The sequence below is a fragment of the Chryseobacterium sp. 14P4.3.2 genome (assembly GCF_057799275.1).
This window is the reverse complement of record NZ_JBYOKO010000007.1, coordinates 122,587-144,817: the sequence shown is the minus strand read 5'-3', so window position 1 is coordinate 144,817 and position 22,231 is coordinate 122,587. Positions and strand designations below refer to the sequence as shown.

General features: G+C 32.7%; 19 protein-coding genes and 1 tRNA gene. 19 read left to right on the top strand and 1 reads right to left on the bottom strand.

Annotated features, from left to right (window positions below; genetic code table 11):
* Nucleotides 1–364 precede the first annotated feature (364 nt).
* From AC27VX_RS12505 to AC27VX_RS12440, 14 genes are all read left to right on the top strand, one after another.
* On the top strand, nt 365–1,258 hold the full coding sequence (locus AC27VX_RS12505) for a peptide arginase family protein (RefSeq protein ID WP_488695846.1): 894 nt from the start codon (nt 365–367) through the stop codon (nt 1,256–1,258).
* Between the two features lie 121 nt (nt 1,259–1,379).
* Nucleotides 1,380–3,086, top strand: a complete 1,707-nt coding sequence (locus AC27VX_RS12500; protein WP_488695844.1) for a S41 family peptidase — start codon at nt 1,380–1,382, stop codon at nt 3,084–3,086.
* Nucleotides 3,087–3,322: 236 nt separating this feature from the next.
* Nucleotides 3,323–3,514, top strand: coding sequence for a FlmA family RiPP peptide (gene flmA / locus AC27VX_RS12495; protein ID WP_236857428.1), 192 nt, complete (start codon nt 3,323–3,325; stop codon nt 3,512–3,514).
* Nucleotides 3,515–3,539: 25 nt separating this feature from the next.
* Nucleotides 3,540–3,683, top strand: a complete 144-nt coding sequence (locus AC27VX_RS12490; RefSeq protein ID WP_236857429.1) for a hypothetical protein — start codon at nt 3,540–3,542, stop codon at nt 3,681–3,683.
* A 75-nt stretch (nt 3,684–3,758) separates the two neighbouring features.
* Nucleotides 3,759–5,213 (top strand): FlmE/OhkG family radical SAM/SPASM peptide maturase, encoded by a 1,455-nt coding sequence (locus AC27VX_RS12485; RefSeq protein WP_236857430.1) that lies wholly within the window; start codon nt 3,759–3,761, stop codon nt 5,211–5,213.
* A gap of 6 nt (nt 5,214–5,219) precedes the next feature.
* Nucleotides 5,220–7,148 (top strand): S8 family peptidase, encoded by a 1,929-nt coding sequence (locus tag AC27VX_RS12480; protein WP_488695841.1) that lies wholly within the window; start codon nt 5,220–5,222, stop codon nt 7,146–7,148.
* Nucleotides 7,132–7,974 carry a cupin-like domain-containing protein gene (locus tag AC27VX_RS12475; protein WP_236857434.1) on the top strand — a complete coding sequence of 281 codons (843 nt, stop codon included), beginning with the start codon at nt 7,132–7,134 and terminating at the stop codon, nt 7,972–7,974. The genes AC27VX_RS12480 and AC27VX_RS12475 overlap by 17 nt, the downstream gene beginning before the upstream one ends.
* A complete protein-coding gene (gene flmC / locus AC27VX_RS12470; RefSeq protein WP_236857435.1) occupies nt 7,940–8,515 on the top strand; it encodes a FlmC family 2OG-Fe(II) oxygenase in 576 nt (191 codons plus the stop codon). Before AC27VX_RS12475 ends, flmC begins: the two co-directional genes overlap by 35 nt.
* Entirely contained in the window at nt 8,512–8,766 is a 255-nt protein-coding gene (locus AC27VX_RS12465; protein ID WP_236857436.1) for a hypothetical protein, read from the top strand. The genes flmC and AC27VX_RS12465 overlap by 4 nt, the downstream gene beginning before the upstream one ends.
* Nucleotides 8,766–11,126, top strand: coding sequence for an outer membrane beta-barrel family protein (locus AC27VX_RS12460; RefSeq protein WP_236857437.1), 2,361 nt, complete (start codon nt 8,766–8,768; stop codon nt 11,124–11,126). Before AC27VX_RS12465 ends, AC27VX_RS12460 begins: the two co-directional genes overlap by 1 nt.
* A 25-nt stretch (nt 11,127–11,151) precedes the next feature.
* Nucleotides 11,152–12,765 carry an ABC transporter ATP-binding protein gene (locus AC27VX_RS12455; RefSeq protein ID WP_488695837.1) on the top strand — a complete coding sequence of 538 codons (1,614 nt, stop codon included), beginning with the start codon at nt 11,152–11,154 and terminating at the stop codon, nt 12,763–12,765.
* A 274-nt stretch (nt 12,766–13,039) separates the two neighbouring features.
* Complete coding sequence (locus AC27VX_RS12450; RefSeq protein ID WP_488695835.1) at nt 13,040–13,729, top strand: hypothetical protein; 690 nt, start codon at nt 13,040–13,042, stop codon at nt 13,727–13,729.
* 396 nt (nt 13,730–14,125) lie between these two features.
* On the top strand, nt 14,126–15,706 hold the full coding sequence (locus AC27VX_RS12445) for a Na+/H+ antiporter (RefSeq protein ID WP_488695833.1): 1,581 nt from the start codon (nt 14,126–14,128) through the stop codon (nt 15,704–15,706).
* Nucleotides 15,707–15,717: 11 nt separating this feature from the next.
* Nucleotides 15,718–16,764 carry an MBL fold metallo-hydrolase gene (locus AC27VX_RS12440; RefSeq protein ID WP_300685653.1) on the top strand — a complete coding sequence of 349 codons (1,047 nt, stop codon included), beginning with the start codon at nt 15,718–15,720 and terminating at the stop codon, nt 16,762–16,764.
* Between the two features lie 116 nt (nt 16,765–16,880).
* On the opposite strand, the gene AC27VX_RS12435 is transcribed toward AC27VX_RS12440, so the two are convergent.
* Entirely contained in the window at nt 16,881–17,723 is an 843-nt protein-coding gene (locus tag AC27VX_RS12435; RefSeq protein WP_488695831.1) for a DUF4822 domain-containing protein, read from the bottom strand.
* 229 nt (nt 17,724–17,952) lie between these two features.
* Here AC27VX_RS12435 and AC27VX_RS12430 point away from each other — a divergent pair, with 229 nt between their 5' ends.
* The 5 genes from AC27VX_RS12430 to AC27VX_RS12410 all read left to right on the top strand — a co-directional run bounded on the left by AC27VX_RS12430 (nt 17,953) and on the right by AC27VX_RS12410 (nt 22,219).
* On the top strand, nt 17,953–18,666 hold the full coding sequence (locus tag AC27VX_RS12430) for a DUF434 domain-containing protein (protein WP_300685657.1): 714 nt from the start codon (nt 17,953–17,955) through the stop codon (nt 18,664–18,666).
* A 3-nt stretch (nt 18,667–18,669) separates the two neighbouring features.
* On the top strand, nt 18,670–19,320 hold the full coding sequence (locus AC27VX_RS12425) for a hypothetical protein (RefSeq protein ID WP_488695829.1): 651 nt from the start codon (nt 18,670–18,672) through the stop codon (nt 19,318–19,320).
* A gap of 480 nt (nt 19,321–19,800) precedes the next feature.
* Nucleotides 19,801–20,235 carry a hypothetical protein gene (locus tag AC27VX_RS12420; RefSeq protein ID WP_236857445.1) on the top strand — a complete coding sequence of 145 codons (435 nt, stop codon included), beginning with the start codon at nt 19,801–19,803 and terminating at the stop codon, nt 20,233–20,235.
* Nucleotides 20,216–22,138 carry a hypothetical protein gene (locus tag AC27VX_RS12415; RefSeq protein WP_488695827.1) on the top strand — a complete coding sequence of 641 codons (1,923 nt, stop codon included), beginning with the start codon at nt 20,216–20,218 and terminating at the stop codon, nt 22,136–22,138. Before AC27VX_RS12420 ends, AC27VX_RS12415 begins: the two co-directional genes overlap by 20 nt.
* A gap of 11 nt (nt 22,139–22,149) precedes the next feature.
* Nucleotides 22,150–22,219 (top strand) — tRNA-OTHER (locus AC27VX_RS12410).
* The last annotated feature ends 12 nt before the right edge of the window (nt 22,220–22,231 follow it).

The following is a 22,231-nucleotide window of genomic DNA, read 5'->3' as shown; positions in this document are numbered from 1 at the left end:
TATATAAAAGTCTTTATTACAATTATTTACGTTCCCTAGATTCATAAATCTATTTTAATAGATTTATGAATCTAGGGAACGTTGTTTTTGTTTTAAAAAAAATCTCCTATATGTTTGTCTCAAGAACATATGAGGAAATCAGCTGTATAATTTTAAGAGATTTAACTTCAAAATGAAGAGTTATCCCAATTACGAAAAGGAAATACTATCTGAGCATAATTTCAAAACAATAACTGTTAGGATTAAGTTTCAAAAATATCTCTTTTACTATTCAGCTTCTTTTTCTAACTAAAACATTTTGTAGTGATCAGTTGATTTCTGATTGTGATTTCAAAAATTAAATCCAAAAGTTAAAAGACTATTTATGTATAATATACCTGCTTTCATTATTGAGGAACACCATGAAGCTTTTTTTGTATGGAACTATGCATACAAAAAGCAAATAATAGGACTTAATAACGACTTATTGCATTTTGATGATCATTCTGATATGTCTCCACCTAGGCTGAATACAGTTCTTACTTTTGATCATTTAAAAACAATTGAGAAGGTAAAAGAATTTACCTATTCAGAACTGGGAATTGCAAGTTTTATGCTTCCTGCTGTATATCTAGAAATTGTTAATAATATATTTTGGTTTAAAATAGACAGAAAGCCAGAAGAAACTTTTGATATGTTTTTAAAATCTTATCAGGATGATGATCGATTTTTAATTACGGGAAAGAAAGAAACTTTGCTTCCTCATCAGATTTCGAAAAGCACACAATATTATCAGTATCATAAGCTATCATTGTCGGATACAGATAAAGTTTTTACCTCAAATAAGGTACTGCTTGATATTGATTTAGATTTTTTCTCATGTATTGATAATCCCTATCATGAAAAGGATGTTGTTATTGAGATTACAGAAGAGGAATACAATAGTTTTCTTTCCAATAAATATCATTATTTAAGATTTATCACAAATAATATTGAAGCTGTAGAAAATAAAGGAAGTTATTTTTATGTGATTAATAATCATAGGTTTATATATCCTAGTCCAAGAGAGGTATCCCAAGAAGAGATTCTCACCAGAATTAATTCTTTCAAAAATTACCTGATCACAAAAAATATTACTCCGGAGCTGATCACTATTTGCAGATCAAGATTTAGTGGATTCACTCCTGAAAATCAATGGGAATTTATTGAAAAATCTCTACTTGAAGCTCTTTCAGATGTTTATAATATTGAAACTATTCATATCAATGAAATATCATAAGTATATAATATTTATTTTTTTTATTGGGTGTTCCCTTTTAAAGTCACAGTATCATCTTAAATATCGTGACGATATGACACTGAATATCATTTATAGCATGAGCAACAGCTTATACTTGAAAATGAAGATGCCTTTTCCCGGCTATAATGTGTATGGCGAAAAGAAAGAGGGGTATGATTTGAAGACAATAACAGGAACAAAGACAGAAAATGATGTTGTTTACCTTCCGATTGAATTACATAATATAAATATTAAGTACCCAACGACATCTTTTATTCTTCAATATAAAACAGCTAATGTTAAAAAGTTTGATATTAATATCATTCGAAAAAGAGATACTATTAAAATTCAGAATGTTAAAAATACCGAGGATGGATATCAGTTTCCTGTGGAAAAAATTTTTTCCTCTTCAGACAATATTCTTGGTATAGAGTATAAGATTTACAAGCAAGAAGATAGTAAACCTTACGAGTTTTTTATTGGGAGAATGGATATAGCTTATTATAACGAATACGAGGATATTTCTCCTTTTAATGCATCCTATGAGAAATTGACAGCAATACCTTCTCCCTCTGCCTTTGGGTTATATACGCTTTATAGTCATTATCCTAAGGAATATTTACAAAATATGGTCTTATCTAATATATCTATAGAATACCCTGATAGTTATAAAAAGGCCTTACTTCAACTTACTGGAGATAATATTAAAAGATATTCTTTTTATGAAGAGAAAAAGATCAAGAAAAAGAATGTTGCCCAAAAATTTGAAAAATTGGCAGCTACTCTGTTAAATACTGAAATAGATGATTGTGAGCTGACCGAAAAGCTAAACAATTTTTTGTTTGAAAATTTTTACGATCCTCATTTTAAAATTAATTCCCGATGTGGGCAGGGTGAAAGAAAATTAAGCCCACTCAGGGTACAGAAGGTGAGCAAAAGGTATATTATTGTAGCCAATTTAGATTCTGGCCTTCAGCAGCAAGTTCCTTTAGGAAGTGAACTGTTATCTGTAGGAAAAAAGAAAATTTCTGATTACAAAAAAGAAAAAGATCATTATCTGAACGATAAAGTCATTGACAAGATAAATTATTTGTTGTCAGGTAAAGTAGGAGAAGAAGTGCTTGTTCAGCTTAAATCAAATGGAGTGGAGAAAACGGTTTCCTTTAAGATAAAAGACGGATATCCGATTCCTGATAATTTTAAGCCGAAACAGGGGCAGTTTAAAGTTACGGATGCCGTCAGCTATTTTAAGATCAATTTATTTTCAAGAGAAATACCAACACTTTTTGTTAATCATCTTAAAGAAATTAATGCCTCAAAAGGATTAGTTATTGATTTGAGGGGAAATGGAGGAGGAGAAGGAAATGAAGGAGCACGATTACTCTCCTACATGATCAATAAAGATTTCAAATATACAGATATCCTTAATAGAGATACTAAGAATTTGGACTCTTTAGTGGTATCAACGAATGCAGCTCTTTTTTCGGTTGATGAAAACAAAAAAATAATAGTACTGGTGGATCACAATACAGCATGTGCGGCAGAATTATTTGTACGTGCGTTAAAGGAGAATAGAAAAAGGGTGACTGTAATAGGAAGAGAACGAAGCGCTGGATCCATCACGCCTACCTATAACATTACTTTTGGTGATAAATATAAAACAACATTATTGACTGGAAGTTATGCTCCCTATAAATATGTCCTAAAAAATCCCAAAAATGTGGGTATTGAACCGGATATAATGGTTGATATAAATGATGTATATGATTTACAACCCTATAATGATAAGGTTTTCACAGAGGCAGTAAAGGTAGTTACAGTACCATGAGAAAAAAAATAAAAATTAGTATAAACTCAATACATAATGAAACAGACAAACTTTAAAAAACAACTTAAAATTTTTCATCCTTTAATTTGATGGAAGTAAGTGAAATTGCATAGTCCTATGTTCTTAGAAAATATGTAAATACAAGAAAGGCTAACGGTGATACTACTAAACGTGGTACAGATATAAAAGTAAATTAACAAAATAATAAGGAAGTAAAAATAAAAACAAAAATTATTATGAAATCAAACATTAGTAAAAAAGAAGAACTTAAAAACAGTTTAGTTAAAAAAGAGCTTGTAAAGCCTTTAAACTATAATTCAGAAAAAAGTAAAGAAGTAGAATCTTTATGTGGAGAACTTAGAAGCTGTGGAGCTTTAAGAAGACAATCCGGAGATTCTACCGGTACAGATACTGATATCTTATTTTAACATTAACCATTAAAATTCAAAAGTTATGAAAACAATTAAAAAAGTAGCACTTACCAAGTCAATCGTTGCTAAGAATCAAAATGTACAAACGTTACTTAATCCTGTAGATCCGGGGACAGGATTAGAGCCAGGATGCAGATCCACAACGTTAAGCCAATTACAACCTTAATATTAATCTTTTACTTCCTTATATAGGAGGATAGCTACATCATGATGTAGCTATCTTTTTCAAAAAAACAACACGATGTTATCACAAAAATATAAAGCCAGCCCCTACAACCTGTTAATTCCTATCGAAGAAACAGAAGAATTCTTATTGTATAATACCTTTTTAGGAGGAATTGAAATCCTAACTCAAAAAGAAGGAATATTACTTTCAGAATTGATGTCTTTACAAAAAATTTATGAAGATCGGATTCCCTCTCTTCATAAAGATTTATTTAAATATCTATTATCCAAAGATTATATTATTAAAGAACAGGATTTTATCAATTTTGCCGAAAATCTGTACCTTAAAAGAAAAAAGCTTGAAAGTGCTAATGGGATCTATTTGACAATAGGAACCACAATCACTTGCAATATGGCTTGTCCATATTGTTTTGAGTTTCACAAGCCGAAAGATATGCTGAAAGATCAAAAAACTTTTGAAAAAATTGTAAGCTATCTTCAGGAGATTTTATCCATGGAAAGAAATATTAAAAAACTTTTTGTAACATGGTATGGAGGAGAGCCTTTACTGAACATGAAAGCAATAAAAAGTTTATCGCCTATGTTTATTGAACTATGTGAAAAAAATAATATTGCTTACGAAACGGACCTTATTACAAACGGAATTTTTCTCACTCCTGAAAATGTAAAAATACTACAGGAAAATGCTGTTAATCAAGCCCAGGTTACTCTGGATGGAGCGCAGGAAACCCATGATAAATATCGGCCTTTAAAAAAGCATGGAGATGAAAACTATACTAAAATTTTAGAAAATCTATCACTTCTTCCTGATAATTTTCAGATCAACTTGAGAATGAATATAGATAAAGAAGTTGCGAAAACAATTCCTGTTTTGTTGTCTGATTTACAAAAATATAATATATGGCCGGCTAAATACCGAAGCTTTTCCTTTTCCCCAGCATGGTTGAGAACGTATGATGGAGAAATTATTTCAGAACAAGAGAAGAAGAAAAGATTAACCGTTGATGAATTTTTTGAAGTAAAACAAAATTTTAGATTTACTCAAATTAAAATTTTTAATGAATGGGCTACAAATAAGAATATTAGGACCGCAAAATTAGCCTGGGAGCTACCTCAATTTCAATCTGACTGCCCCACCTGGGTCTCTCCATACGGACTCGTAATCGATCCTTTGGGTAATATTCATAAATGTTGGGAAACAATACACGAAGCCAAAAAAGCTCCTTCAAATGTTTTTGAAGGATATAAAAAAGAACATTTTAAAGATTATACTGATTTTAACAGGTATAATGTAAATGAAATCTGTAGAAATTGCAAATTCCTTCCGGTATGTGATCAAATTTCATGCTCTCATCAGGCTTTAAAAAATACAATTCCTCAGTGTACCTACTGGAAATATAAGGCAGAAGATTTTATTAAAGAGCAATATTTAAGACTTAGATCAAATCCTGAACAAATATCATCACCAGTAAGCAATCTTGCTATAAATACCGGACACACAAATAAATAATTAACTATGAAAATTGCTATAGTAGATACAGGTGTTGATAGGTTTCATTCCCGTTTGAACAACTGTTTTATTGAAGGAATTACCATTTATGAAGATGAAACAGGAAGTATTCATCTTATCAAAAATGAATTTGACGATAATGACGGTCATGGGACAGGTATTGCTTCTATTATTCATAAACATATTCCTGAAGCTGCACTATATGTGGTTAAATTGAGCTCTTATCATGAAAACAAAAGCGAAAATCTTTTAATCAACGCGATTTCTCATATTGTTGAGCACTACCAGGTGGATATTATTAACATCAGTATGGGAATTAATTCTGATACAATTTCCAACGAATTAGAGAAGGTTTGTAAAGCAGCATTTGATAAAAATATGTTTATTTGCGCGTCTTCATTTTATTTTGCAGAAAAACCTTGTTATCCTGCTCATTTTAATACTGTTATTGGAGTAGGAACGGGGATTATTAAAGATAAAACACATTTTAGGTACCTGAAAAATAATCCGACCAATATACTCGCTAAAGGCGGGTTGCAAAGGGTTGCCAATAAAAACAATAGCTTTAAATTTGGCTCAGGAACAAGTCTTGCAACAGCTCATTTTACAGGAATATTAGCCAACGTATTGAAAAATGGAGAAGTAAATAGTGTAGAAGAATATGTTACCTGGTGTGAGGAAAATTCCAATGATTCCATATTAAGCTTTAATCGAAAAAATTCCGATACTGAAAGAGAAGTACATTCAATATCTAGTCAGCTTATCAAAGAAGACACAATCAATAGCATATTAAAAGCCTATAAGTTGCCTTCCGATGTGAAAAATATAGCCTTGTTCCCTTTTGAAGAAAAGGAAATGCGGAGTATCGTAGAATTCAGAGATATGTTGAGCTGCAACATATCTCTTATTATCGGTTATCCCAGAGCTATAAAAATGGATCATATCTTTTCTGCTTTGAAAAATATCGACATTCCTTTTACCAATAAACACTTGACATCCAATGAACTTAATAGCTTTGATACCCTGGTTATTGGATATTTTCTTGAACAATTATTAGATCATAATTTAATATTCAGTTATAATTTAATAAAATCTTGTGTTGAACTTGATAAAAACTTTATCATATGGGATGAAACGGTATACAGATTCTTAAAAAAATTGATTGAGACCAGCTATCCGGCATATCAGGGACAACTGATATTCAATAACGTAGATAAGCCTTTGGTTGGGAAATTATACAGCTTAGCACCTTTACAGGAATATTATTCACCTACAATCTGTGTTATTGGAACTGGCAGTGTACAGGGGAAATTTACAGTTCAGATGACATTGAAAAGATTGTTGGAAGAGCTTGATTATAAAGTTTCACTTATTTCAACAGAACCTCAGGGGGTTCTTTTCAATAGTGATTTTATTTTCCCATTTGGTTATAACCCCCCCATAGATATCAATATCGGGGAATGGAGTAAAATATTACAAATAGCTTTTCAGACTATTCAGAGAGAAAAAAAACCCGAAATTTTTATAACTGGAATTCAAGGAGGAGTAATTCCTAAGTATCCTGTTAATATTGGTCTTGAAGGTTCTCAACTAAAACAATTAGCTTTTATTTTGGGAGTTTATCCCGATGCAATTATTTGCACAATCAGTCCACATGACGAGATCGATTTTATCAAAAAAACTATTTCAGTAACCACTTCGTATGTAGACGGGCAGCTCCTTTTCTATTCTTTGTCACCCTATACCTATAAAAAGCTTAACAATATTATTGATAAAAGTACGATGTATAGACTTTCTGATGATGAATATGAAGAATGCAGGAAAAGAATGGAAAAAGAATTAGAGAAGCCTGTATTAAACATAAAAGATGAAAATAATTATTCATCAGTACTTGAATTAATCCAAAACAATTTTTCAAATGCAACAGTTAATTGACAAGATTACCAGAAATAATTTAACGCCTATTTCTGAAGACTTTTCTTATAGTATGGATGAAAAGTATTTTAATGAGCAGTACGGCTATCAAAAAATTCCTGTAGTTATTAGGAATGCATATCAACACTGGAAAATTAAGGAGAAATGGACATTGCCATATTTGATCTTAAAATTACCTGGTAAAGAAAGTTTTGACAGTTATGATAAAAAATTAAGCCTGGAAGAATATCTAAAAAATGACTTCATCAATAAATTATATTACAAGACTCAATGTCATTCATCTAATGAATTATCTGATGATTATGATATTCCTGATGAATTAAGATGTTGGTATAAAAACTATCGTAAACCACCCAAATTATTTTTATCGTGGCTATATGTTGGAAAACAAAATACTTTTTCAGATCTCCATCAGGATCTTTGGGATACCAGTGCATGGAATTATCTGATAAAAGGAAGGAAACTTTGGTTTTTTTTCCCAAAATCATTAAATTCCATTATAAAAGCTGATATAGATTCTTATAAAATTCAAAACATAATTGATAATATTCTTAATAATAAAGATCCAAAACTTCAGCCATTATATTGCATTCAAAATGAAGGTGATCTGGTGTATACACCCTCTGGCTATTATCATGCTGTTGTAAATTTAGACCTGACCATCTCATTAACTGAAAACTTTATTAATAAAACAAATTATGATGTAGTATATGATAATTTTAAAAAGAACTTTGATAGTAGTACAAAATCCTTATTAGAAATTATAGAATATCATTTAAAATTAGAAAAAAATGGAAAAGCTAGCCAAGATAGAAAAAACAATTGAAGTGGTAAAAGTTGATAATAAAGAAATAACAATTATTAACAACTTTCTGGATTCAGATGAAATCAATGCTTTTTACGAATATGTTTCAGATCTTTCTTTCGTAAAAAAGGAAAAAGATGATGAATATGATGAGTATCCAATCTTTAGTGTTGATTTTATTCCTGAAGAATTTATTAATGATACTTTTATCGGAATAAAAATCAAAGAATATTTACAAAGTATAAACATGTTTGATCAGTTCTTGTTATATCGTTCCTCTATTAATATGTCTCACTATGGAGATGTTGAATTTCCTCATTATGATTGTCCAATAGATCGAAAAGATATTACTGTACTGTTGTATGTAAATAATAAATGGGATTACAAATGGGGAGGTGAAACCTTATTTTACGAAAGTCATGATTCAAAAGCAGCCGTATTGCCAAAGCCTGGCAGATTAGTTATATTTCCCGGAAATATAGAACATTTGGGAGGTGTTCCCACAAGAATCTGTAAAGCTTCAAGATTTAGTTTAGCCTTAAAATTTGCATATATAAAATGATTATTAAAGAAAAAGTAATAAACGTACTAGAAGAAATTTTCAAAGAAGATAATATCTCGCATATTTTTCCTGAAGACGGAACACTGGACGATAAACTACAAATGTTGATTTCCGAATCACTTATCGCTCTTCAGATAACATGTTCGCTGGAGGATGAATTTGAAATAGAATTTGAAGATGATGAGGTAGATTATGATTTTTTCTCAAGTATTGATTCAATAGTAGAAACGGTTCAAAAGCATATTAAATAATGTATCTATCAAGAATTATATTTTTTCTGATTATTTGCAGTAGTAATATTTTACTGTCTCAAAACTTTTCTCTGGACGGAAAGGTTCTGGATTCTATATCCCGTAATCCTATGCAAAAGTCTGATATTACGTTATCTTTGGCAAAAGATTCCACCAAAATATATAAAACGACGTCCCGCGAAAATGGAAGTTTTTCTTTTGATAACATTCCACAAGGAATTTATTATTTTCAGCTTCATTCCGGAAATGTAAAATCTTTGGATCTGATTAATATCAACCAGTCTATTAAAAAAGATTTTTACATAAGTAATATACAAACAGAAAATATAAAAGAAATTTTACTGATAAAGGAAAAACCTCTTATTGATCAAAAACCTGATAAAACAGTTATTACTATTGATAAAAGTATTTATGATACAGGTAGAAATTCATACGATTTATTGAATAAGCTGCCGGAGGTCTATGCAGATCCCTTGGGAAATATAAACTTTAGAGGTGATCAGGGCGTGAGTATTTATATTGATGGTAGGAAAATTAATATCCCTTCAAGCCAGATTAAAGGATATCTGAAATCAATCCCTTCAGAAAGCATTAATTCTTACGAAATAATATCAACTCCCGGGTCAGAATACGACGCTCAGGGTACTAATGCTATTATTAATATTGTCACAAAAAAGAATATCGAATATGGATTTTCCGGAAGTCTGAATGCAAGTCTTCTGCAAACCAGATATACAACTACCAATCTGGGAGGAACTTTGAACTACAGGAAAAATAAATGGAATTTTTCTACAGTACTCAACTATGATAATAATGTATTTTACAGTAAAACCAAATCTGAAAGACAATATAAACAAGAGAATAGATTCCTGAATCAAGATTATTATTATAAGGAAAAATATGATAATTATGCATTGACAGTGGGGGCTGAATATGATATCAATAAAAACTCTAAGATTGGGGCAAAATATCAATTGAACTATACAGACTGGAATGTTAATTCTAATTCATCATTACAGATGGATTCAGTAACGCTGACTCATAATAATAAAAAAGAGTTTATTAATAATCAAAATGTTAATGTATATTATAAATTGAAATTAGACTCATCCAAATCCAGTTTAACTCTTAATTATGATTTTTTAAACTATAACAATCCCTCAAATTCTTATTATATCAATTCTACTCAGAATTCTACTCCGTTTGAAATGTATTATATTGATAATCCGATAAAAATCAATATAAATACTTTCTCAGCTGATTTTAATAAGCAGTTTGAACATTTCGTATGGCAGTCGGGAGCAAAACTGAGTTTTATAAAAACAGATAATAACAATATTTATTTTCAAAAACAAAATAATCAGGATATCATAGACAACACCAGATCTAATCATTTTAATTATCAGGAGGATATACAGGCTATTTATTCTAATATTATCTATTCTTTTGAAAAGGATTGGACTGCCAAACTTGGTTTAAGAGCAGAGAATACAATATACAAAGGAGTTTCCAATGAAGATGGGTTTAAGCGAAGCAGATTTGATGTTTTTCCTTCTTTCTTTCTTAGAAAAAAATTGAATAATAAACAGGTTTTGAATCTATCTTATGTCTTAAGGATTCAAAGACCAGCATATGAATTTTTGAATCCATTTATTGATTATCAGGATCCTTATTCAATAAAAACAGGAAATACAAACCTAAAACCAGCCTTCTCAAATCTTGTAGAACTAAAATATATCAAAAGTTCAAAATATAGCTTAACGCTCAGTTACAAGAATACAAAAAATTTGATAGGACAAATTTATACCACTCAGGATAATTTGGTGTATGCAACTACTTATGATAATATCAGTACTGAAAACATATATACACTTTCATCGAATATTCCTCTAAAATTTGCGAGCTGGTGGGAGACCAATATTTATTCTTATATCAATTATAAATCTGTAGTTTTTTCTGAGGGGGAAAATAAAGGCAGATATGCTTTAGCTTCCTTTTTTGTCAGAAATTCTAACACATTTAATTTACCCGATGACTATTCGTTGGAATTAAGTGGTTTTTATAAAGGGAACAGCCTGTTCTATATTTATAAATCTAAACCCCAGTATAGTGTAGATTTATCTTTCAAGAAAAGCTGGAAAAACATGTCACTATCAGCCGAGCTTACAGATGTCTTTAATTCATTGGATTCAAGAGTTATTACCGATAATGCTACCATCCATCAATATTCCAGAACGAAATACCCTACAAGAGTCTTTTCTGTAGGCTTCTCTTATAACTTTGCTAAAGGGAAAAAAGAGGCGACAAAATATGATGACGATGAGAAAAATTCAGATGAAAAAGACCGCATAGAACGATGATTGTTTAGCTTTAGATAAATTAATAATGACATATTTTTTCAAGTATATCATCCAGTATTGGAGACTCGGATTAATAATTATATTCCTTTTATTAACGACTAGTATTGCTTCCTTAGCGACTCCATACGCTTTGAAAATTATCATTGACGATATATTTCCTAAAGGCAATTTTTCGGATTTGGTAAAAGTACTGATGGCACTGGTTGGTGTCTATATTATTAGAATATTTTCTTCCCTTTTATCAGAAATTTTTTATACAAAATTAGGAGAAAGCATTTCAAGGGATATTCGGGTAGAAATGTTTAGAAGTTTACTTTTGAAACCAATCTCTTTTTTCAATAATCTGAAAATCGGGGACGTAGTTTTTACCTTGATTGAAGACGTTGATAATGTACAGAGGTCCCTTTCGAATTTAGTGCTGGTCTTGATGAGTAATATTTTTACCTTTATTGGTATTGTGGTAATGCTGTTTTATCTGAATACTGAATTGGCGGTATATAGCATACTTTTTATTCCCGCATTATTGCTTTTATTAAAAAAGTTTACTCCGCTTGTTAAAAAGAGTTTCAAAGAAGCAAGAGATCTGGAAAGTAGTATTCAAAATTATTTTATTGTCATCATCAAAAATATACGAGTAGTGAAGTCTTATAATACCATTCAGTATGAGATTAAAAAATTATCCGGTATTCATGAAAAATTTATTGATAAAGTAATGACCTATAGTCGGTATAAATCTATCAACAGTAACTCTTCTACGTTTATTATTGCACTAGCACCAATATTGGTTCTTATTGTGGGAGGACATAAAGTCTTTGAAAAAGAAATGACATTAGGTGTGCTTATTGCCTTTATTCAATATCTTAACAGGATTTTTGCTCCTAGTACTACAATAGTCAACAGTTATAACCAGCTTGTAAGTTCCTCAATTTCGGCTGAGAAAATTCAGGTTTTCTTTGACGATCTGAAATTAGGGTTAGGGAATATCTCTGAAAACTATCCTGTTAAGGATATAGAGATTCAACATATATACCTTAAAAATATATCATTAGTCATTAATAATAAAGTTATCCTTAAAGACCTTACTTTACAATTTGAAAACGGAAAAACCTACTCAATTCTTGGGCCGAGTGGAAGCGGTAAAAGTTCAATTATTAATCTTCTTACCAGGCTTATAGAGCCTACATCAGGAGAAATACTAGTGAACGGATTAAACTTGAATCAAATCTCAGACTGGAACTCTTACTTTGCTTTGATAGAAAGAGATAACCAGATATTTAATGAGTCTGTATCCGATAACATCAAATATGGAACAAAAGAAGAAAATAAAGATATTGATTTAGCATTATCATTATCTCATTTAAATGATATCATCACTGAAATGTCCCAAGGAAAAGATACAATATTATCACATACCGGAAACTCTCTGTCAGATGGCCAGAAGCAACGTATTTCAATAGCAAGAGCGATATATAGATCTCCCAAGATTTTTATTTTTGATGAAGCAACCTCATCCTTAGATATTGCTTTAGAAAAAAAGATAATTGATAATATTAGGAATCATCATACTGATAGTATCATCATTATTGTTTCCCACAGAAAAGAAACGACCATACTATCTGATTATATTATTCATTTATGAGTTTGAGTAATTTAATGACTTTTATGTATTATATTAAGCGTTTGTTTAAAAAAGCCATAAAAGATAATTAAACCTTAGTTAACAGTCGTCTTTTCCAGATGCCGTTGCAGAATGGAGGTTCGTAGACAATACGACTTTAGAAATTTATAGTATAATTACATAAAAAACACATACAATCTCATAGTTTTAAAGAACATATCTTATTTTCAATTTTGTACAGAGCTGCATGTAACATTGTGTTTTTTTATTATCATTTTTTCCGTATCTTGAACATATGCAAGAGGATCTTAAGAAAGAATTTTCATCAATGGTCTCTAAACCTAGCTGGGTAATCACCTGGCTTATGAATATTTTCGGAGGAGCAGTATTGTTGATTATGTTTATAACACTTGCTGTGTTCCCTTTTTTAGTCTCCGGGAGTATAAAGGTATTTGTTGTAGTTACTATATTGTATTATCCTGCTTGGGCTGTAGGTATGTATCAGTTTTTCCATTATGTAAAAAAGAATATGGCTATAGCAATAAAAAAAATTATAGTAGATGATAAAGGGATTCATTTTTATAAAAAAGATGGAGGCATAGATGAAATTCTTTACAGCCAGTTGGGACTGTCCCGCCTTTCAGATGATTATGAGGTATACATCTCACAACGACGCAAAAGCTGGATGCTTGCTGTAGGAATAGATCGTAGTGAAACTAAGGTGGCGTTTGACGGGACACACCTTGGAAGTATCTATTACATAAAAAATGCAAGAGCTCTTCGGGCCAGATTTGTTGAAGGAATTGCTCATTTCAGACCCGATTTGAGAATAGACCCATTGGTTTTTGAAGAATTTGGTATTCATCCAGAAAAGTTTACATTTGATGGGAAAAGATATATGAAACACATTATAGAGATTGCTGTCACAGTAAGTGTTTTATTATTGATAAGTGTCTTAATACTCATTGTTATAAAGATAGTGTGATAGAAGGAAAACCGTAAAATGTCTCTGTTTTTCCTGAACAAGTATCATAATAACACCGCTCAGAATATTTAATTTTACCCATTATTAAAAGCCTCTGCAATGAGCGTGAAAATATTAAATATTCCAGATGTGGCTAGTTAAAGATTACTCCTCTGAAAAGTGATGATTTTTACATCATAGATTTTGAGACACAGAATAATATTAGACTAAAATCTGAACCCGTAACCATCGATTTTTTTTTCCTCTGCCCATCTTCCGCAAAAAAAGGACTCTCCCCCAAAGTATTCAGAAATCAATGAAACCTTAACCATTTTTAAGTTGAAAATCAGATAAAAGAGTAAATATTTCTCAAAATTTATTTAATTTGGTTTAAAAATTAATTTAATTCAAAAACAGATGGTGGAAGATTTTATTTATTATTTAGGGCTGGTCCTCGTAATTATTGGGGCAATTATGCTTGCCAACCGTTTAAAAGTGGCTTACCCAATCATATTGGTTATTGCAGGCTTGATCATCAGTTTTATTCCTGGCTTGCCAGTCATAAAAATTGATCCGGAGCTTATCTTTATTATATTCCTTCCCCCTCTTCTGTATGAAGGAGCCTTTGCAGTATCGTGGAAGGAAATATGGAAGCTGAGGCGTATCATCACCAGTTTTGCTTTTATTGTAGTGTTCCTTACAGCAATATCTGTGGCTTTTATAGCCAATACATACATTCCAGGATTTTCATTGGCGTTAGGTTTTGTATTGGGAGGCATTGTATCTCCACCTGATGCGGTGAGTGCAGGAGCTATTTTAAAATTTGTAAAAGTTTCCAGAAATGTTTCTACCGTTTTGGAAGGAGAAAGTTTGTTCAATGATGCATCCTCGCTTATCATCTTTAGATTTGCAATGGTTGCTGTGGCAACAGGGCAGTTTATTTGGCAGGATGCAGTTGCCAGTTTTGGATGGATGGTATTTGGAGGTTTAGGAATAGGTTTGCTGTTAGCTTTTGTTTTTTTGAAAATTGGAAAAATATTTCCTACAGATGTTAATATGGACACTATACTCAGTCTGGCAGCTCCCTATGTCATGTATATTGCCGCTGAGGAAGTCCATTCTTCAGGGGTTTTGGCGGTTGTAAGCGGTGGATTATTTCTTTCTGTGAGAAGACATGAGATTTTCAGAACCTCAGAATCCAGACTAAGAGGTTCCAATGTATGGGAAAGCTTTGTGTTTCTTATTAATGGAATTGTGTTTTTGCTGATCGGGCTGGATCTGCCGGAAATTATGATAGGACTGGATAAAGAAGGAATCAGTTTATCAGATGCAGTAAGTTATGGACTATTAATAACAGCTGTACTGATCATTGTACGTTTTCTCGCTTCCTTTGGAGCCGTTTTTACGACTCTGATCATGCGGAATTTTATTAATGTGGCAGACAGAGATCCGGGAATGAAAGCACCGATACTGATGAGCTGGACAGGAATGCGCGGAGTGGTTTCTCTGGCTGCAGCATTGTCTATTCCTGTTGTAATGGAAAATGGACAGCCTTTTCCGCATCGTGACCTTATTCTCTTTATTACTTTTGTAGTGATTTTAGTTACCTTGATTCTCCAGGGACTTACTTTACCGGCATTGATTAAGAAACTTAACTTACCAGATTCAGGAGGAGGATACATGTCTGAAGAGGAATCAGAACATTTCTTACGAAAAGAAATGCGTCGTGTTACCTTTAAGTATCTGGATGAAAATTATAAAGAAAGAAGAAGTGAAAACGAGTATTTCAACAGACTAATGGACCGATGGGAGCAGGAAGATAAAGAGGATTCTGTGCATAAACTCTCAGATGAAGCTAAAGAAATCTATTTTGAAACCCTTGAACAGCAGCGTATCTGGCTTCGCGAAGAAAACAGGCGCAACCCGAATATTGACGAAGAATACATAAGACATTATTTAACAAGGTTGGATCTGGAGGAAGAAAGACTTAGAATGTAAAAAGAAAAACAATGAATTTAGTAAAACAGCTCGGGCAGTTTCCCGATGAAAAAAGAAAAGAATATTTCAATACACTTCCCAATTATCTTAATGGGAAATTTCAGAATATATTGACAACTCCTCCTTTGTTAGAAGGCGAAAGTATGACAAAAGCACTTCTTCACAGTTTGTGTAAAGTGGAAAATACATCTCCCAGATTGCCGCTTCCATTTGTAGTAACGGATCTGAAAAATCTTCAACCCGAAGAAAATATCCTGGTATGGTTTGGGCACAGCTCCTATTTCCTGCAGGTGGATGGCAAGAAATTTCTGATAGATCCTGTTTTCAGTGGAAATGCTTCTCCCATGCCAGGTTCTATCAAGGCTTTTCAGGGAGCAGATTATTATAAACCTGAACATATGCCGGATATAGATTTTCTGCTTATTTCACATGATCACTGGGATCACCTGGATTATAAAACCGTGTTGGCTTTAAAAGATAAAATAGGTAAAGTGATTTGTGGATTGGGAACCGGCCAGCACTTTGAGTATTGGGGCTGGAGTCCTGGTGAAATAATAGAAAAAAACTGGTGGGAAACTATTGATATAGCAGATGGTTTCAGAATTACGCTGACTCCTTCCAGACATTTTTCCGGGAGATTACTGAACAGAAATATCTCCCTCTGGACTTCTTTTGTATTAAAAACACCTACGAAAAATCTGTTTTTAGGTGGTGACAGTGGTTATGGAAATCATTTTAGCAAAATAGGAGAACAATATGGTCCGTTTGACTTAGCTATAATGGAAAACGGGCAGTATAATGAAAAATGGCCATACATTCATACATTGCCGGAACAGCTGATCACGGAAATAAAAGAATTAAAAGCCAGAAATTTTATTCCTGTGCATAACTCAAAATTCAAACTGGCACAACATCCATGGTATGAACCTTTGGAACTGACCTCAAAATATGCAGAAGAAAACAACGTCCCCGTTACTCTTCCAATGATCGGAGAAAAAGTAGACCTCAATCAGTTGGGCGCCATTACCTGGAAAAAATGGTGGCAGGAATATATTTAATCAATACATTGATCCTGAAACCCACTGTTCAAAAAAAACTTTTTAATTAGTTACTCTTATAAAATATAAACCTGCCCAATTTGGGCAGGTTTATATTTTATATCAAACAACAAGTACTACAAAGGCTCATTATGGTTAACCTTTGTGTGGATGATGTCATAAAATGCACCAGGATTATTAACAGCATCAGGAGTAATCCTGTAAGTGAACGTAGTTTCGTTCAGGACCAGAATATCTACAACACGTGTGAATGTAGGTGTGGTAAGCGTTCTCTTTTTGCCATCCGGAGAAATGGACCATGTTCCTTCAGATCTTAAAATATCATTTAATCCAAAAATTTTGAAAGTTCCGTTAGCTTTAAAATAAGAATAGCCTACATATCCGGCTACATTAGCATCACTTAATGCCACATTATTTCCACTTTTATCCTTCGCACCAGTTGTTTCCCAAGGAGTAGACGCTAATGTAAGCTGTCCGTTAGTGGGCTCTGCATGGGACGTCTTTGTATGGATAATGTCATAATAGATAGACGGGTCGGAAGAGTTAGGACGGATTCTGTAGGTGAATTCATTCCTGTTTAAAACAAGAATCTCAACATCACGCGTAAAAATAGTAGTTCCATCCGGATTCAATGAAGCTATAGTTCTTGTTTTTCCCTGAGGATCCACAGACCATGTACCTCTTGATCTAAGTACATCATTCAGCCCGTAAATAACAAAATTTCCATCAGCTTTGAAGTAAGCAAAACCTACATATCCAGCGACGCTGGTATCAGTTAGTGCCACACTATTTCCATTTTTATCTTTAGCTCCTGTAGTTTCCCATGGAGTAGAAGACAGAACCTGTGAGGGAGTCTGCTGCTCAATTACAATCTCGTTGTCATCATTTGAACATGAAGCAAATGATGCTGACAAAAGTATTGCCGCAGACAGATAACATAGTTTTTTCATTGTATTCATAACGGTATTTTTAAGTATTTGCAAACTTATTTCTAATAAACATCAAATACTTGTATGAAATATCTCTTTTGTTGTAGAAAACATAACAGATATCTTATTTTGTTTTTTAACATGATATTTTAATAGTTTAAAATCTTATGAGGAATTAGTTTTTTAGAGGTATATCAGGTATTTAAGGTGAAAAATGCAGTAATAATTATTTCCTGCAATAAAAATTATATTTTTGAGTATGAATAACAGAAACCGAGGGAAAAATACAGGAGATGATACTTTATTTGCTTCAGAAAAGCAGATTAATAAGTTGAAGCTGGCTGTTCAGGATATGTTGTATCTGCTGACAAGAGACTACCCGGAAAAAGCAGCATCTGATCTTGTGGGAAACCGATACAGATTAAAAACAAGACAATTACAAGCTTTAAGAGGAGCCTCGGCCTCAGAGATACAGATCCGGAATCGGAAATTAAAACAGTTAGAACCTTCAGCTTTAAATGGAAAAACAATTTTTCTTGATGGATTCAATGTTCTTATTCTGCTGGAGAGTTTGCTTTCTGGTGCTTATATTTTTGAAGGAATGGATGGCTGTTTCCGTGACCTTTCCGGAGTTCATGGGACCTATAAAAGAGTAAATCAGACTTCAGGGGCCATTATGCTTACAGCTTCCTTTTTTAAAAAAAATAATATTCATAAAATCGTATGGGTTTTTGATCAGCCTGTTTCCAATAGCGGAAGAATAAAACAGATTCTTCTTGAATTTGCAGATCAAAATAAACTTAATTGGGAAGCCGAACTACAGTACAATCCGGATAAATTTCTGGCGGAAAGCCCAGAGGTTGTAGTTTCCTCGGATGCCTGGATTCTGGACCATTGTAAAGAATGGTTTAATCTTATCGGCTACCTTATCAAAGAAGAAAATCTTTCTGTGAACCTGATCAAAACGCAGTAAAATATGAATATGTTTGAACAATATATCCCACTGATTTCAGAAGAGTGGAAAAGTAAATATCGGCCCATTTTAGAAAAACAACATTTGAAAAATCTGGACGAAAACATTCGGAAGTTTAAAGAAAATACCTTAGAATGGGATCTCCCATACTTTAATGAAGAAGTAAAAATCAACAGACAGATAAGCTTTGAGAAATTTATTCAAATCCTTGACAGCTTTGATTCTGATGAGGTAAAAACAGCACAGCTGGAAACAATTCCGTTCGAACATTGGCTGAATATTTTAGGGCAGAGACTTACCTCAGCAAGCATCCGGGATGAAAGTGCGGTTCCTCCTTTGAAAAGTACGTTAATCAATGCCTGCGAAGAATATTTTAACAGTGAGATTACGATTGCACAGAGAGCCTGGGAAAAACATACCGGCAGAATGGATGATGACTTTTGGGGAGAGATCAAAGGAAATAATAAAGAAAAACAGAAAAAAGTAATGGCAAAAATTGATGAAATTTTAGGCAATGCAACCTGGTGGAATGTTTTCTTTCATTACAAACACGAACTGGTTTTTGAAGTCAGGGAAAAAGAAGGCCACGGAATCCGCTGGAGCCATGGCGGAACAAAGCTGATAGGTTTTCTGGAAAAATTCATCAACGAATAAAAACAAATCGTAAAAATCCATAGTTTAGATTATCCCATCCCTTTCCTTTAGAGGGATTCTCGCTCTTCCGGCCTTGAAATTAAAAAGAATCTCATATTTTTCAAATCTAAGTGTGTGTTATCCGTTTCAACTTTCTTATTTAAAGTGACTTAAGTATTGGGTCTTCTTGAGCCGTTGTGGTTACAGAAAGTTTAAAAGCTTCATTTTATACTGCCTATAGATAAACGATTTTTAAAAAATTACCTTTTCTTTTTTCTACGTAAAAAGATTGCGCACTATGCCTGTAATTTTGCTGATATAAAAATGGAAACGTTAGCTCAAAGGAAGAATTCTGGCCCTCAAGTCAGAGGTTGAGGTTCAAATCCCGCTTATCTTCCAATAAAAAACAGTAAAAGAAATAGTTTAATCTGGAAAAACTTATTCATACAGAGTGCATTATCGGTTCGATCCCGGTTTTCTTTTACTTTAAAAAATAATGTTATGCTTAAAAAGTTATTAATTTTTTTCAAAATTATTGATGAAGTTCAGATCCCTGTCCCTATAAAAAGAGGAGCAGCCCGAAAACCGATGCACATGTCGGAGAAAAAGATGCCTGAGGTCATAGTGCCTGCCGGTATTGTGCCTATAAAAAGAGCAATCGTCAGAAAAAGGGAGAAAATTGAAGATTTCAAAGAGTACACAGAAAACTATATGGAATATTGTCTTGAGAAAACCAGCAATCAGCATATGATGAAAGTATCCTCTTACAAAGTGATCAATCGCAATGAGAGTACCGAAACGGTTTTTATTCAGAATGATGCTTTTATCACCCACAACGAGCATAAAATGATTCGTATAGAGAGCCCGTATTTTGTAAAATATATTCAGCAGGAATATAATCCGATAACCCAATTAAATGAAAATGCATACGACTAATTCCATAAAAAGATATAAAATATTCTCCGAAGAAGATGCGCGAGAAATAGTTACCGATGAGTATTCGTCGATAGAGATCTATGCTAAAAACATGACTTTGGGTTTCACAGAAATAGAAGGTAACCTTTTAGTACGTGGAGAGGGCTGCCGCTTTCCGGATCTTGTGAATATTAAAGGGAATCTATCCGTAGATGCTGCAAACTGTTCGCTTCCCAGTCTTAAAAGTGTAGGTGGCAGTTTGGCAATGCATAGTTCGGCAGTTCTGGACAGACTGGAAACAGTAAAAGGAAATTTTAAATGCATTGTCAACTTTAGATTTAAAAATTTAATAAAAATTGGAGGAGGAATTGAATTAAAGAATGCAGAAGTATATTCAGCCAATAAAAAACTGGTCGGGACAAAGAAGGTGTTGACAGTCAACCATCAGTATCAGGCTGATTTTCTGCCCAAAGATGGAGTTTTTAATATAGATGTCTTTGCCGATGATATTACCTTTCCGCATCAGGAAATTCATGGTAAGATTAATATTTATGGTAAAAATGTTTCTTTTCCTAACCTTGAATTTATTCATGGACGGTTTAAAATTGAGTGTCGTGATAAGGCCGGGGCTCATTTCAAATATGATTTTCCGGTCCTGAAAAAAATGATTGGAAATCTGAAGATTGATAATGTCAAAGTTTCCTTTCCTGAGCTGCAGGAAATAGTTGGTAATATTGAAATAAATAAAGGCTCTTATACAGAATTTCCATTGTTGGAGAAATCCGGTAGTGTTTTTATCAGACAAAATTCAGAGGCGAAGTTTCCGGTTTTGAGGATTGTAAATGGTGATCTTCATAACTATGGTTTGGAGACCTGCTCGATGACAAAGCTGGAGATGGTAAAAAGATCATTTTTTACCAGCCGTATCCTTGCAGAAAACATTCTGGAAGTGGGCAATCTGGTGATGAGTAAATACTGTGAATTTAATAAGTTAAAAAGGATTAACAGCAGTGTGGTCTGTAATGAAAGGTTTAATTTCAAATCTTTAGAATATATTGGCTGTCTGACGAATGAGAGTCAAAAAAAATCACAGCTTCCTTCAATAAAAAAGATCGGTCATTATTTGTATGATGAAAAAAATGGTTTTGAGGATTTTGCGGAACAGATTTATTTTAAAGTGAAGGAAAACCTGTACATCACAAAAGATTACTTTTATATTTCACAAATACTTCCTAATATTATTTCCAGTCATTCTCTTCATCCGCTGCACAAGCTGGTTTCTATTTTAAAATTAAGACACAAGAGTTTTCAAAACTTTGTAACCCGTGATTATGAAAGGGAATGGACGAATTATACTTCGCCTAATTTTTTGAAAATCCTAAATATTATTGAGGAAATATGGAATACCGTAACTCCAATTACTTATGAGGAATTTTTCACCCATTATGACAGAAATTTCAGGCTTTTATGCTTCAGTTATTTCGGTGTGGGAGCATTAATGGAAAAACTGGAAGCAAAGAAGATCAACCAGGAGAATATTCTGGTCAATTATTTTGAATATGATAAAAATGGCAATAAAATATCTCTGCGCAGAACCAATCATTACGAAGTATATAAAGTGGAAAATGAGAAATTTAAACTCTTTTTCTGGGGGACAGAAAAGTATTCCTATGCAGTGAAATGCTGGTGTCCTTCTACTTCGGAAGAACATTGGCTATGGATAGAACCACAGTACAAAGATAATGCTTTAACGGCAATAGCATCTACATTCAGAATTCACGAGAACATTATTCCCCATATAACGTGTCTGAAAAGACAGGGCGATCTTATAATTTGTGAGCTGGAAAAAGAAGTTATACCGAAAGGAAATGTAAGACCTTTAACTTCTGAAGAATATTTTGATCTTCTTGAAGCAGAATCATAATGTAAATAACAGAAACAGTAGTTTAATGGGAAAAACGTTCCGCGATAGGAAAAGTTACCGGTTCGATCCCGGTCTGTTTTTGTTTTTTAAAAT